We start from the raw sequence: 14,379 nt of genomic DNA on the forward strand, positions 1-14,379 counted from the left end.
GACCCGGCAGGAGACAAGCCATGAACAGCCCCACCCCGACCACCGCACTACGCGGCAATCCGCTAGGGACCGACGGCTTCGAGTTCGTCGAATACACCGCGGAAGACCCGGCGCAGCTGGACGCCCTCTTCCGCCAGTTGGGCTTTCAGCCGGTTGCCCGCCATCGCGCCAAGAATGTCACCCTGTACCGGCAGGGCAATATCAACTTCATCCTGAACGCGGAACCCTCCAGCTTTGCCCAGGCTTTCGCCCGGGTGCACGGACCGTCCGCCTGCGCGATCGCGCTGCGGGTGGAGAATGCTGCGGCGGCCTTCGAGGCGGCGCTTGCCGCAGGCGCCGAAGCGCACCTCGGCGCAACCGGCGCAATGGAACTGAACATTCCGGCGATCAAAGGCATAGGCGGCAGCCTGATCTATCTGGTGGACCGCTATCGCGACGTCTCCATCTACGACATCGACTTCAACTGGCGGCCCGGCGTGGAGCGCAATCCGCGCGGCTATGGACTGGTCGACATCGACCACCTCACCCACAACGTGCATCGCGGCCGCATGGACGTCTGGTCTGGCTTCTACCAGCGCATCTTCAACTTCCGCGAGCTGAAATACTTCGACATCGAAGGCAAGCTCACCGGCCTGAAGTCGCGCGCCATGGTCAGCCCCTGCGGCAAGATCCGCATTCCGATCAACGAATCGGCCGACGACAAGAGCCAGATCGAGGAATTCCTGCACGCCTACAAAGGCGAGGGTATCCAGCACATCGCGCTGACCACCGACAACGTCTATGAGACCGTCGAAGGCATGCGCGCCAATGGGGTGGCCTTCCTGGATACACCGGACACCTACTACGAGGCTGTCGACACCCGGCTGCCAAGCCATGGCGAAGACCTGGAACGGCTGCGCCACAACCGCATCCTGATCGACGGCGCCCCCACCGCGGACGGCGGTCGCCTGCTGCAGATCTTCACCGAGACGGTGATCGGACCGATTTTCTTCGAGATCATCCAGCGCAAGGGCGACGACGGCTTCGGCGAAGGCAACTTCAAGGCCCTGTTCGATTCGATCGAGCTCGACCAGGTCCGCCGCGGCGTACTGGAAGACCGCACCGCCTGAGCTCGCCCACGCTGCAGTTTCACTGCCCCCGCGGCGCAAGCACGGGGGCGTTCGCCGTTCCCGCGCCCTTTGTGGGAAAAGAACGATAATCGCGGGCCAGCACCCCGAACGGAGACAACCATGAACGCGCCCTATTCCGAAGCGCGCCTGCCGCTGCCGCAGACCTTCATCGAACAGATGAGCGCCCGCTTCGGCACCCGCTTCACCACGTCAGAAGGCGTGCGCGCCCACCATGGGCATGACGAATCCCACTTCCCGGACGCTGCACCGGACGCGGTCGTCTTTCCCCGCAGCACGGAAGAAGTCACCGCCATCGTCGACGCCTGTCGCGCCTATGGCGTGCCCATCGTGCCCTACGGCGCCGGCAGCTCGCTGGAAGGTCACATCCTCGCCATCCGCGGCGGCATCACGGTGGACTTCTCGGAGATGAACAAGGTGCTCGCCATCCACGGCGAGGACATGTACGTGGTCGTCCAGCCGGGCGTCACCCGCAAGCAACTCAACGCCGAGTTGCATGGCAGCGGCCTGTTCTTCCCCATCGACCCCGGCGCCGACGCCAGCCTCGGCGGTATGGCCGCCACCCGCGCATCCGGAACCAACGCGGTGCGCTACGGCACCATCCGGGAGAACATCCTCGGGCTGACCGCGGTACTTGCCGACGGCCGCGCCATCCGCACCGGCGGCCGGGCACGCAAATCCTCAGCCGGCTACGACCTCACCCACCTGCTGATCGGTTCCGAAGGCACCCTGGGACTGATCACCGAACTCACCGTACGGCTGCATCCGCTGCCGGAGGCAGTATCCGCCGCCGTCTGCGCCTTTCCCGACCTGGCCGCGGCGGTGAACACCGTGATCCAGACCATACAACTCGGCGTGCCCGTGGCCCGCATAGAGCTGGTCGACACCCTCACCGTGCAGGCCATCAACCGCTACAGCAAGACCACGCTGCGCGAAGCCCCCATGCTCTTCTTCGAGTTCCACGGCTCGCCCGCCGGCGTAGACGAACAGGCGCAGACGGTGCAGGAGATCGCCCGCGAACACGGCGGCCTGGACTTCGACTGGGCCAGCCGGCCGGAAGACCGCAGCCGCCTGTGGGCCGCGCGGCACGACGTCTATTTCGCCAGCATCAACCTGCGCCCCGGCTGCCGCGGCATCACCACCGACGTCTGCGTGCCCATCTCCAAGCTGGCGGAATGCGTGACCGGCGTGCGCGCCGACATCGACGCCACCGGTCTCATCGCGCCCATCGTCGGCCATGTGGGCGACGGCAATTTCCACACGGTGATTCTGGTGGATCCCAACGATGCAGGCGAGATCGAGCGTGCCGAAGCCTTGAACCGGCGCATCGTCGAGCGCGCACTGGCGCTGGGCGGCACTTGCACCGGCGAACACGGCGTAGGCATCGGCAAGCAGGACTTCATGCTCGCCGAGCATGGCGAAGCCGCATTGGATGCCATGCGCCTGGTAAAGCGTGCGCTCGATCCGCAGGACCTCCTCAACCCTGGCAAGATCCTGCCCCCTCCGCAGCAGGCCACGCCACTCCCCTGAACCGCGCCCGGCTAAGGGTATCCAAGGATTGAAGCGATTCCCGCCGCGGCCCAGGATGGCGCGGCGGGCGACCCACCAGGCAACACCCGGCAGCAAGAAACGGAACGTCTCGCATCAAGGCGGCAGCGCCCACAAGGCCGCTTTCCGCCCCAAGTCCAAGAACAGGATTTTTCGGACAGGAAGGAGACAGCCATGGCCGAAGCCGACCCCCACACGCCCCTCCGGGCCAGCCTCGAGGACAAATACACCACCGTAGCCGGCCGCGTATACCTCAGCGGCTACCAGGCGCTGGTGCGGCTGCTGATGATCCAGCGCGAGCGCGACCTTGCCGCCGGGCTCAACACCGCCGGCTTCGTCTCCGGCTACCGCGGCTCGCCGCTGGGCGGGCTGGACCAAACGCTGTGGAAAGCCAAGCACCACCTCGCCGACCACCACATCGTCTTCCAGCCCGGCGTCAATGAAGATCTTGCCGCCACCGCGGTGTGGGGCTCCCAGCAAGTGGCGCTCTCCCCGGCCGCCAAGTACGACGGCGTGTTCGGCCTGTGGTACGGCAAGGGGCCGGGGGTGGACCGCTGCGGCGACGTGTTCCGCCACGCCAACGCCGCCGGCAGCGCCAGGCACGGCGGCGTGCTGGTGGTGGCCGGCGACGACCACGCGGCCAAGTCCTCCACCCTGCCGCACCAGACCGACCATTTCTTCAAGTCGATGATGATGCCTGTGCTCGCCCCCGCCGGCGTGCAGGAATACATCGACTACGGCGTGCATGGCTACGCCCTGTCGCGCTACTCCGGCTGCTGGGTGGCCTTCAAGGCGCTGGCCGACACGGTGGAGACCTCCGCCTCGGTGGATGTGGATCCCCAGCGGGTGCGGGTGGCGATTCCGGACGACTTCCCGCTGCCACCGGACGGCCTCAACATCCGCTGGCCGGACCCGCCGCTGGTGCAGGAAAAACGCCTGCTGCACTACAAGCTCTACGCCGCGCTGGCCTATGCGCGGGCCAACCGGCTGAACCGCATCGTCATCGACACGCCTGCGCCGCGGCTGGGCATCATCACCGCCGGCAAGAGTTACCTGGACGTGCGCCAGGCGCTGGACGATCTCGGCATCGACGGAGCGCTGGCCGCCGCCATCGGCCTGCGGCTGTACAAGGTCGGCATGGTGTGGCCGCTGGAGTCGGACGGCGTGCGCCGCTTCGCCGAAGGGCTGGAAGAGATCCTGGTCGTCGAGGAAAAACGCCAGCTGATCGAGTACCAGTTGAAGGAGGAGCTCTACAACTGGCGAGAAGACGTACGGCCGCGGGTCATCGGCAAGTTCGACGAGAAGGGCGAATGGGCGCGCATCGCCCGCGCCGACGGCACGGTGGACCACGGCGACTGGCTGCTCCCTGCCGCCGGCGAGCTCACGCCGACGCTGATCGCCCGCGCCATCGCAGCCCGCATCGGCCGGTTCTTCACCTCGGATACCATACGCGCCCGGCTGGACTTCCTCGAAGCCAAGGAGAAGGCGCTGGCCGCGCGCAGCTTCTCCATAGACCGCGTGCCCACCTTCTGCCCAGGCTGTCCGCACAACACCTCCACCAAGGTGCCCGAAGGCAGCCGCGCCATGGCCGGCATCGGCTGCCACTACATGGTCACCTGGATGCCGGAGCGCCACACCGGCACCTTCACCCAGATGGGTGGCGAAGGCGTGCCCTGGGTCGGCCAGGCGCCCTTCGTGGCGGAGCCGCACCTCTTCGCCAACCTGGGCGACGGCACCTACTTCCACTCCGGCCTGCTGGCGATCCGGCAGGCGGTCGCCGCACGGGTGAACATCACCTACAAGATCCTCTTCAACGACGCGGTGGCGATGACTGGCGGCCAGCCGGTGGATGGCAAGCTGACGGTGCCGCGCATCGTCCGCCAGCTGCAGGCGGAAGGCGTGCACACCATCGTCGTCGTCACCGACGGCAGCGAGCGCGCCTACGGCCCGGCCGACCTCCCCCATGTGCCGATACGCCACCGCGACGAACTGGACGCCATCCAGCGCGAGTTGCGCAGCTGCCGCGGCGTGTCCGCCCTCATCTACGACCAGACCTGCGCCGCCGAGAAGCGCCGCCGGCGCAAGCGCGGCACCTTCCCCGATCCGGCCCGGCGGGTCTTCATCAACGAAGCGGTGTGCGAAGGCTGCGGCGACTGCGGCAATCAGTCGAATTGCATGGCCATCCTGCCGCTGGAAACCGAGTTCGGCCGCAAGCGGGAGATCGACCAGTCTTCCTGCAACAAGGACTATTCCTGCCTGGCCGGCTTCTGTCCGTCCTTCGTCACAGTGGAAGGCGGCAGCCTGCGCAAGGGCCAGCCGCTGGCGGAAGACGAAACCGCGCCCGCCTCCCTGCCCGAGCCGACGCTGCCCGCCACCGCGCGGCCCTATGGCCTGCTGGTCACCGGCGTCGGCGGCAGCGGCATCATCACGGTCGGCGCACTTATCGGCATGGCCGCCCACCTGGATGGCAAGGGCGTCACCGTGCTGGACATGACCGGCCTGGCGCAGAAAGGCGGCTCGGTGTTCAGCCATGTACGCATCGCAGACACGCCGGAAGCACTTCACGCGGTGCGTATCGCCGCCGGCGAGGCGGACTGCGTGATCGGCGGCGACGCGGTGGTCAGCGCCAGCGTCGAAGCCCTGGGCAAGATGGCGGCAGATCGCACCCGGGCGGTGGTGGACACCGCCGAAACCCCCACCTCCGACTTCACTCACAAACCCGACTGGCAGTTTCCGCTGCCCCGCATGGAGGCCGCCATCGCCGATGCCACCCTGCCGGGCGCAGCGCATTTCATTCCGGCCCGCGCCCTTGCCACCGCGCTGCTCGGCGACGCCATTGCCACCAACCTCTTCCTTCTTGGCTACGCCTGGCAGAAAGGCATGGTGCCGGTCAGCCTGGTGGCGCTGAGCACCGCCATCGAGCTCAACGCGGTCGCGGTGGACATGAACAAGCGCGCCTTCCTCTGGGGCCGCCGCGCCGCCCACGATCTGGAGGCAGTGATGCGGCGCTTGCAGCCAGCGCCCGCCCCGCCGCTGCATCCGCCCAGCCTGGACGAAGCCGTCGCCCGTCGCGCAGCCTATCTGCGCGCCTACCAAGACGCCGCCTACGCTGAGCGCTACCAAAGACTGATCGGACGGGTTCGCGAGGCCGAGCAACGGCTGATCGGGCCGGGCAGCAAGGCATTGGCTGAAGTGGTCGCCCGCAACTACTTCTCCTTACTCGCCTACAAGGATGAGTATGAAGTCGCACGGCTCTACACCGAGCCCGCTTTCCACGAAAAACTGGCCGCCACCTTCAGCGGCGACTACACCCTGCGCTTCCACCTCGCGCCACCGCTGCTCGCCCGCCCCGATCCGCGCACCGGACGCATCGCCAAACGCAGTTACGGCCCCGGCATGCTGCGGCTCTTCCGCCTGCTTGCCCGCCTGAAGAAACTACGCGGCGGCCGCTGGGACGTCTTCGGCTACAGCGCCGAGCGCAAGGCCGAGCGCGCGCTGATCACCGAGTATGAAAAGGATGTGGACGAGATCCTCGGGAGACTCAGCGCTGATCGCCTGCAGCTCGCCTGCGCCCTCGCCCGCCTGCCCGAAGGCATACGCGGCTTCGGTCCAGTGAAGCAGAAGGCGATGGAGGAAGCGGCGAGTAAACGCGCCCGGCTCATCGCGCAATGGCGCGCACCAGCAGCGGGCGCCACCCAGGCAGCCTGAAAGCGAAGACGGGGCACCTCCCGACGCCCTCCGGAGGCTATGATCCGGCGGACGCCGCGGAACGACCTGTCCGCACGGACATCCGGCCAGCCGCCAGCGCCCCTCCGGCTGCAACCCTCACCTCCTGAGTTCGCCCCTGTATGCCAGCCAGCCTCAAGGCGCTCTGCGCCCAACTCGGTGGCGCCCTGTCGGCCTACCTGCTCGCCCGCAGCGGGCTCATGCCCGCCTCGCTGTGGACACTGGCCGGCGCCCAGGCCGTCAGCGCTGCAATCATCGCCGCCCTGCTGCGCAGCGCGCGCTGGTGGCTACCCATCCATCTCGCCTTCCTGCCGCTGGCGCTGCTGGCGCTGCGCATGGAACTGCACCCGGGCTGGTACCTTGCCGCCTTCCTGATCCTGGCCCTGATCTACTGGAGCAGCTTCCGCACCCAGGTGCCGCTCTATCTCAGCAACCGCGCCACCGCCACCGCACTGGCGGCGCTGCTGCCGGCCGATCGCCCGGCGCGCCTGCTGGACATCGGTGCCGGCACCGGCACCGTACTGCGACACATCGCCGCCCTGCGGCCAGACTGCGTGCTGACCGGCGTCGAAACCGCTCCAGGCCCCTGGCTGCTGGGCCGCCTGCTGTGCCGCTCGCCCACCATTTCCTGGCGCCGTGCCGACCTGTTCGCCCACCCTTGGAGCGACTACGATGTGATATACGCCTTCCTCTCGCCGGTTCCGATGCCCGCCGTCTGGCATAAGGCCGCGCAGGACATGAAGGCCGGCGCCTTACTCGTCAGCAATAGCTTCCCCGTCCCCGAACGCGAGCCCGACTTCGTCGTCGAAGTGAACGACCGCCGCCGCACCCGGCTCTACTGCTATCGCACACCGACGGCAGAAGCCGGGAAATAGCGGTACGAATCGCCGCTTTTCCGGCTCAGGTCCGTAAAGACCCGCGCCGATAATGGCATGGTGCGGCGAGCAAGCGCCGCGAGCTGAGGAATCGATTCATGGCTGAGATCATCTGCGTGATCGGCAACAAGGGCGGAACCGGCAAGACGACGCTGTCGCACATGCTGTGCCAGGGCCTAGGGCTACTGGGCCAGCGCTCCGCCTGCGTGCTGACCGACACCTCCCGCGAGCCGCTCTCCCCCGAAGGGCGGCGCTACATCACCGCCGATGCCCGCACTCGCGACGCCCTGACCAAGGTAGTGGACAAGCTGCGCACGCTGGAAGACTGGATAGGCGTGATAGACGGTGGCGGCAACCGCACCGAGATGGACCGCAAGCTGTATGCGCTGTCCGACATCGTGCTGCTGCCCTTCCGCGAATCGCACGAAGACATCCGCACCGTGGTACGCGACCTGGAAATGTTCCCCCGCGCCTATGCCGTTCCCTCCCAATGGCCAAGCAACTCGTGGCAGCGGGAAGCGGCAGACCGCAACGTTGCGCAGTTGATGGGGGCCTATCGCCATCGCATCCTGCGCCCGGTCGGCGCACTTTCGTCCTCCAAGCTGCTGCTGCAGAAGCAGGTGCCGGACCAATTGCCGACGCCGCTGGCGAACGCCTGCCGTGCGATCGCCCGCCAGGTGCTTGAAGTACTAGAAATCGACTACACCGAAGCGCCTGGCACAGAAGCAGGCGGAGAAGAGGCGGAGCGCCTGCCTGCCTCCGAGATGCCCATGCGCCTGGGTTACGGCGAACGCCGCTCCCACTGAAGCCTGCGCAACAAGCACAAGAAGCGGCCACCGCCCATCCGGCAGTGGCCGCTTCTTGTTCGTCTTGCCCCGCTGCGGCGAGCCGCGTTAGAGGCGAGCTCCGTGACGCGCGATGACCACCAGCGCTTGGGCCCGATTGGAAACGCCAAGGGCGCGGAAAATAGCGGACATGTGGACCTTGACCGTGCCTTCGGAGAGCCCCAGCAGGTCGGCGATCTCCCGGTTGGTCTTGCCCTGCGCCAACAACTCCAGCACCCGCGTCTGAGCGGCGGTCAGGCCAAAGCGCTCGCTGACCGGCGCACCACTGCGCTTGCCGGCGCCGCCGCTGCCGGTATCCGGCGTATGCACCCCGCCGTCGAGCACCACGCGCACCGCCTGCAGCAGGGTTTCGCCCGAGCTCGCCTTGGAGACGAACCCGGAGGCGCCGCCCTTGATCGCGCGCCGCACCGAAGCCTCGTCATCCATTGCTGAAACGACGATGGCAGGCACGTCGGGGAAACGCTTGGCCAGCACCGCCAGCAGCGAGAAACCGTTCATGTCCGGCAGCATCAGATCGATGATGGCCAGATCCCAATCGCTCCCTTTCTCCAATTGGGCCAGGGCTTCATCCGCTCCCTTGGCCTCTACGCATTCGATACCCGGTTCAAGCCGCCCCAGGCTCTGGGCCATAGCCTCTCTGACCAGGGCATGATCTTCAACGATGAGAATCTTCGTCACTGCTCGCTCCACTGGATTCCGGCATCGCCACGCGCGCCATGCGCCAAGCATAGCATGATCGTGAGACCCCTCGTGTTCGCTCCCACTATCAGGACGGCGCAAAACGGGAGAAAATCCGATCCTGCCCATTTAACCGACATTTGCCGATGCCCCAGCCTCACCCCTGCCCCGCCTTCAGTCTGCGCCAATTCGGGCGGTGGGGCGTGCTATACGGAGCCTTGGGGGCCTTGTCGGTCGCACAGGCGTCCGGCATGGCGCTCGGCGATGCGCCGGAAGACGCCTATCTCGGCGATCTGCCCGTCGTGCTCTCGGCCTCCCGGCTGGCCCAGCCCACGCGGGAAGCGCCTGGCGCGATCACCGTCATCGACCGCGACATGATTCGCGCCTCTGGCGCCCGCTCTGTGGCGGAGTTGCTGCGCTGGGTGCCGGGTTTCCAGGTCGGCGAGGCCAACGCCTTCCGGCCCTTGACCGCCTATCACGGGCTGGCCGACGACAATCCGCGCCGCATGCTGGTGCGGGTGGATGGCCGCTCCCTCTACTCCCCTTATTTCCTCAGCGGCGTGGAGTGGCACAAGCTCACGGTCGACATCGACGACATCGAGCGCATCGAAGTCTTCCGCGGCTCTAACGCCACCGCCTTCGGCAGCCAGGCCTTCATGGGCGTGGTGAATATCATCACCCGGCCGGCAGCAGACACGCCCGGCCTGAGGATGCGCATCACCCAGGGCGAAAACGGCATACGCGACCGCCAGGTCAGCATCGCCCAGCAGTTCGGCCCGCTGAACGTGCGTCTGGGCATGGGCCGGGAAAGCGACGATGGCACCAAGGGCCTGGAGGACAACTGGCAGAAGCACCGGGCCGACCTGCGCATGGATTGGCAGCCCGCCGCCACCCACCGGGTGGAGATCCACGCCGGTGGCGTGCGTTTCGACAACCGTGCCGGCACAGCAGGAGAGTTATCTGACCCTCCTCGCGACCAACGTAGCAGCTCTTCATTTGGGCAGATACGATGGCATTGGTTACCTGACGCTCAGGAGGAGCTAACGCTTAGCTACCTCCATCAAAGCGAGCGACTAAAGGATGACTATGGGATTCTTATCACCTCGGCAGAGTTTCCCTTACTGCCCTCTGGAACGACGATCAACGTCGGCGTTGACTTCGGATATACCGTTGATCGAGATGAGCTCGAGCTTGAGCACACCTTCTCGCCAAGGGACGACGTACGTATCGTTTGGGGCCTAGGGCAGCGGCAGGACCGAATAGATGCGCCACAGTATTTCTATCCTGGCAAAGCCATCACTTACACAAGCCGCCGCCTATTCGGAAACCTGGAATGGCGCGCCACTGAGCGCTGGTTGATAAACCTGGGAGCCATGTCAGAGGAAGATGACTACAACTCTGCTCAACTATCCCCCCGCCTAGGTATTAATTTTTTGTTGGCACCAGAACATACATTGCGTGCCGCCATCGGCAGAGCGTACCGGCAGCCATTCCCGTTCGAGCAGGAAGGTGACGCACGTTTCTACGGAAATGGCGTAATTCTACTGAGACAAGCCTATCAACCACCAAGCGAAACGCTGGCCCCTGAGCGCCTTCGCTTCCGCGAGCTAGGCTATCTAGCTGAACTAGAGCGCTGGCGCACCTCACTAGACATCCGTGTATTCGAAGAAAGAGTGGATAGGCTCACCCACTTCCAAAGCACGCCCTCGCCCCTTTACCCCCCAATGGATGATGGTGAGGCCAAACAGCCCATAGGAAATCGAAAGGCTGATATTCGCGGTGCTGAGTTGAGCTTGATGTGGCGCCCAGCTGCGACCAGTTGGCTGGGCTTAAACTACAGCCGTATCGAGGTCAGTAGTAACGAAAAAGACATCCAAAGCAAACCTTTCTACAAGAATTCGGCTCCTCGCACAGCAGCCTCCATCCTCGCCGGCTGGGCCCCCTGGCCGGACTGGCACTTCAGCATCGCCCACCATTACGTCGGCGCCATGGCCTGGTACCGCGATGAAGACGACAGCCTGCCGGCCTACCAGCGCACCGACCTGCGTGTCGCCCGGCGGCTGGACATCGGCACCACCCGCGCAGAGCTTGCGGTGACGATCAGCAACATCGGCGCACATCATGCGGAATACGTACCCTGGATCAAGACCGGCCCGGCCGCCTACGCGACCCTGAGGCTGGAGATCTAAGCCCATGCGCGCCGCCCTCCGCCTTTTCCTCTTCCGCCTCGCCGCCAGCCTCGCGCTGGTAGCGATGGCCGGGCCGGGATGGGCGGCGCCGCATCTGATCATCGTCAACAGCTCGAGCGACGGCGCTTACGGCGAGGCCAGCGCGGCTCTGCGCTCGCAACTGCAACGGACGATGCCCTGGGTCGAGATCGAGGAGCAGGGCTGGGAGGAAATGGCGGCGCAACGGCTGGAGGGCAGCCGCATGATCGTCACCATAGGCACGCAGGCGGCCCGGGTGGTGGCAGGGCTGTCGCCGCGGCAACCGGTGCTGCACACCCTGCTGCCGAGCAGCGCCTATTCCCGGCTCCCCAACATGCCCAAGAGCGGCGCCACGGTCTCCGCCATCCTGCTGGACCAGCCGGCCGAGCGCCAGATCGCCCTCATCCGCCTGGCGCTGCCGGACTGGAAGCGCATCGCCCTGCTCACCGGCAGCGACAGCGAAGCGCTCAACCTGCGCCTGGGCGAGCTGGCCCGCGAACGCCAGCTGGAGGTGCGGGAGGCCAACGTCAACACCGACCGCGACCTCTACCCCGCGCTGCAGCGGGTGCTGGCTGAACCCGCGGTGCTGATCGCCAGCCCGGACGCGCAGGTATTCAATAGCTTCACCGTCCAGAACGTGCTGCTCACCGCCTACCGCCACCGCTCGCCGGTGGTCGGCTTCTCTTCCGCCTACGTCCGCGCCGGCGCCCTGCTCGGCCTGTATTCGACACCGGAGCAGATCGGTCAGCAGGCGGCCGAAACCGTGCAGAAAGTGCTCTCCGGTGAAGCCCTGCCGCCACCGAGGCCGCCAAGGCAGTTCGAAGTCGCGGTCAATGCCAATGTGGCACGCTCGCTGGGCATACAGCTGGACAGCGCCGAGCGGCTCGGCAACGAACTCGCCCGCAGGGAAGGCCGGCCATGATCGCCCGCTGGGGCGTGCGCGCTCGGGTCATGGTTGCCGCGGTGGTGCCGATGCTGGCGCTGGCAGTGGTGCTGACCGTGTTCTTCACCACCTCGCGGCTGGCGGACATGGACGAGGCGCTGACTGCGCGGGGCACCGCCTTCGCCCGCCAACTCGCCGCGGCCAGCGAGTACGCGGTGTTCTCCGGCAACCGCGACGCCCTGCAGCAGCTCGCCAGCGCGGTACTGGCGGAAGACGACATCGTCGGCGTCAGCATCGTGGACCGCAACGGCGAAACCCTGGCGCGCAGCGGCATGCTGGACGGCCAGCTGCCGCCACTGCCCACCAGCGCGGTGCTGGAGCCCTCCACCATGATCAAGGGCCCGACGCTGCGCATCATCGAGCCCATCCGTCCCAACCGGCTGGAACTGGACGACGGCTTCACCGCCATCACCCTGGGCGCCGCGGCCCACCTCGGCGAGGCCCCGCTGGGTAGCGTGGTGCTGGAGCTGTCGCTGAAGCACCTGCATGGCAAGCGGGACGAAATGCTGTGGGCCGGCGCAGGCTCGGTGCTGCTGGTGCTGATCGGCAGCTTGCTTCTGGCCAGCCATCTGAGCCGCGGCGTCAGCGGTCCCATCCGGGTGGTCGCGCACACCGTTGCCCGCATCGGCCAGGGCAAGCTGGGCGAAAGGGTGCCGCTGATGGGCGGCGGCAGCCTGCGCAAGCTGGCCGAAGGCGTGAACGAAATGGCCGAGAAACTGGCCTCTTCCCATGAGGACCTCGCCCGCCGCATCGAGGAGGCCACCGCCGAGCTGCGCGCCCGCAAGGAGGAGGCCGAAACCGCCAATCTCGCCAAATCCCGTTTCCTCGCCGCCGCCAGCCACGACCTGCGCCAACCCATGCATGCCCTCGGCCTTTTCATCACCGAGCTCGGCCAGCATGCCCACGCGCCGCAGAGCCGGCGGCTGGTGCAGCGCATCGCCGCGTCCGCCGAAGCCATGGAGAACCTGCTCGACAGCCTGCTGGACATCTCCAAGCTGGACGCCGGCGTGCTCCAGCCCAACATCCGCCCCTTCGCGTTGCAACCCGTGCTGCTGCGCATAGCCGCCGAGCAGCGCTCCTCCGCCGAGGAGCGTGGACTGCAGCTGAAGGTCCGCACCAGCGACTGGTGGGTGGACAGCGACCCAGTGCTGTTCGAGCGCATCGTCACCAACCTGGTGAGCAACGCCGTGCGCTACACACCCGCCGGCCGCATCCTCATCGCCGCCCGCAAGCGCGGCAAGCGCATCCATGTGGAAGTGCGCGACAGCGGCATTGGCATTCCGCCGGACGCGCAGGAAATCATCTTCCAGGAGTTCGTCCAGTTGGATAACAACGAGCGCGCCCGCGACAAGGGCCTGGGGCTGGGCCTGGCCATCGTGCGCAAGCTGGCCGACCTGCTCGGCCACGGCCTGGGCCTGCGCTCCACCCCTGGCCGCGGCTCGGTTTTCACCGTGGACATGCCGATGGCGCAGCCACCGGCGCCCGCCCAGGAGGAAGACGGCGGCCGTGCCCCCGGCGACCTCCAGAACATCTGCATCGCCCTGCTGGACGATGACCCGCTCGCCTGCGCTGGAATGGAAGGCTTGCTCAACTCCTGGGGCTGCGAGGTCATTCCCGCCAGCACGCCCGACGATCTGCTGGCGCTGCTCGCCGACAGCCGCCGGCCCGACCTGCTGATCAGCGACTTCCGCCTGCACGGCCCGCGCAATGGCATAGACATGGTCCATGCGGTGCGCAAGCTGCTGGGCGAACAACTGCCCGCCATCCTCATCAGCGGCGACACCGGCGCCGACACCCAGGCGCTCGCCCAGGAGGCCGGCGTGCCGCTGCTACACAAACCGGTACGGCCGGCCCGGTTACGGGCGCTGATCAACCGCCTGCACAACCCGGTCTGAACGATCACGGGCAGCTCTGCCTTTTACGGCAGCCGATGCCGGGCGCATCGGGTAAGATGGAACGATCTCAACCCCGCGGGAGCACGACGATGTCTCAGGACTCATCCAGCCAGGACCCTCTCGATTTCGTGCGCAGCCTGTGGAACAACATGGGCTTCTCCTTCCCCGGCATGGTCACGCCGACGCTGGACATCGATGAGCTGGACAAGCGCATCGCCGACCTCAAGGCGGTCGAGGGCTGGCTCAAGATGAACCTCAACATGCTGCAGATGACCACCCAGGGCCTGGAGCTGCAGCGCGCCGCCCTCGCTGCGGTGAAGGCCATGAGCCAGCAGGCCAGGGACGCAGCGGAGAAGGGCGACGCCGGCGACGCCAATCCTTTCGCTGCCGCGGCGGCGATGTGGCCCTGGAACCTGATGAGCGGTGTTCAGGACGGCAAGGCGGCGGATACCGAAGCAGCCAGCAGCGCTGCCGCCTCCAAGGAAAAACGCCGCACCGCGGCCGGCGAGTAAGCCCCCGCCCGGAAGTTTCAGGC

Annotated in this window: 10 protein-coding genes; 9 read left to right on the top strand and 1 reads right to left on the bottom strand. The window is 66.8% G+C overall.

The genetic code is table 11. The features are described from left to right. The first annotated feature begins 20 nt into the window (after nt 1-20). The 5 genes from hppD (at nt 21) to GRF61_RS05850 (ending at nt 8,082) form a co-directional block, all read left to right on the top strand. Entirely contained in the window at nt 21-1,109 is a 1,089-nt protein-coding gene (gene hppD, locus GRF61_RS05830) for a 4-hydroxyphenylpyruvate dioxygenase (protein ID WP_169149744.1), read from the top strand. A gap of 120 nt (nt 1,110-1,229) precedes the next feature. Next, nucleotides 1,230-2,657 (top strand): FAD-linked oxidase C-terminal domain-containing protein, encoded by a 1,428-nt coding sequence (locus GRF61_RS05835; protein WP_169149745.1) that lies wholly within the window; start codon nt 1,230-1,232, stop codon nt 2,655-2,657. Nucleotides 2,658-2,849: 192 nt separating this feature from the next. After that, entirely contained in the window at nt 2,850-6,383 is a 3,534-nt protein-coding gene (locus GRF61_RS05840; protein WP_169149746.1) for an indolepyruvate ferredoxin oxidoreductase family protein, read from the top strand. Between the two features lie 140 nt (nt 6,384-6,523). Continuing rightward, nucleotides 6,524-7,276 (top strand): class I SAM-dependent methyltransferase, encoded by a 753-nt coding sequence (locus tag GRF61_RS05845; RefSeq protein ID WP_169149747.1) that lies wholly within the window; start codon nt 6,524-6,526, stop codon nt 7,274-7,276. 98 nt (nt 7,277-7,374) lie between these two features. Further along, nucleotides 7,375-8,082 carry a hypothetical protein gene (locus tag GRF61_RS05850; protein ID WP_169149748.1) on the top strand — a complete coding sequence of 236 codons (708 nt, stop codon included), beginning with the start codon at nt 7,375-7,377 and terminating at the stop codon, nt 8,080-8,082. Nucleotides 8,083-8,169: 87 nt separating this feature from the next. Here GRF61_RS05850 and GRF61_RS05855 read toward each other — a convergent pair whose 3' ends face one another. Then, entirely contained in the window at nt 8,170-8,799 is a 630-nt protein-coding gene (locus tag GRF61_RS05855) for a response regulator transcription factor (protein WP_169149749.1), read from the bottom strand. 251 nt (nt 8,800-9,050) lie between these two features. On the opposite strand from GRF61_RS05855, the gene GRF61_RS05860 reads away from it, so the two are divergent. From GRF61_RS05860 to GRF61_RS05875, 4 genes are all read left to right on the top strand, one after another. Beyond that, nucleotides 9,051-10,988 (top strand): TonB-dependent receptor, encoded by a 1,938-nt coding sequence (locus GRF61_RS05860; protein WP_169149750.1) that lies wholly within the window; start codon nt 9,051-9,053, stop codon nt 10,986-10,988. 4 nt (nt 10,989-10,992) lie between these two features. After that, nucleotides 10,993-11,928, top strand: coding sequence for an ABC transporter substrate binding protein (locus GRF61_RS05865; protein WP_169149751.1), 936 nt, complete (start codon nt 10,993-10,995; stop codon nt 11,926-11,928). Then, nucleotides 11,925-13,844, top strand: a complete 1,920-nt coding sequence (locus GRF61_RS05870) for an ATP-binding protein (protein ID WP_169149752.1) — start codon at nt 11,925-11,927, stop codon at nt 13,842-13,844. Before GRF61_RS05865 ends, GRF61_RS05870 begins: the two co-directional genes overlap by 4 nt. A gap of 89 nt (nt 13,845-13,933) precedes the next feature. Further along, nucleotides 13,934-14,356, top strand: coding sequence for a PhaM family polyhydroxyalkanoate granule multifunctional regulatory protein (locus tag GRF61_RS05875; protein WP_169149753.1), 423 nt, complete (start codon nt 13,934-13,936; stop codon nt 14,354-14,356). The last annotated feature ends 23 nt before the right edge of the window (nt 14,357-14,379 follow it).

It is taken from the genome of Azoarcus sp. TTM-91 (genome assembly GCF_012911025.1).
Classification (GTDB): domain Bacteria; phylum Pseudomonadota; class Gammaproteobacteria; order Burkholderiales; family Rhodocyclaceae; genus Azoarcus.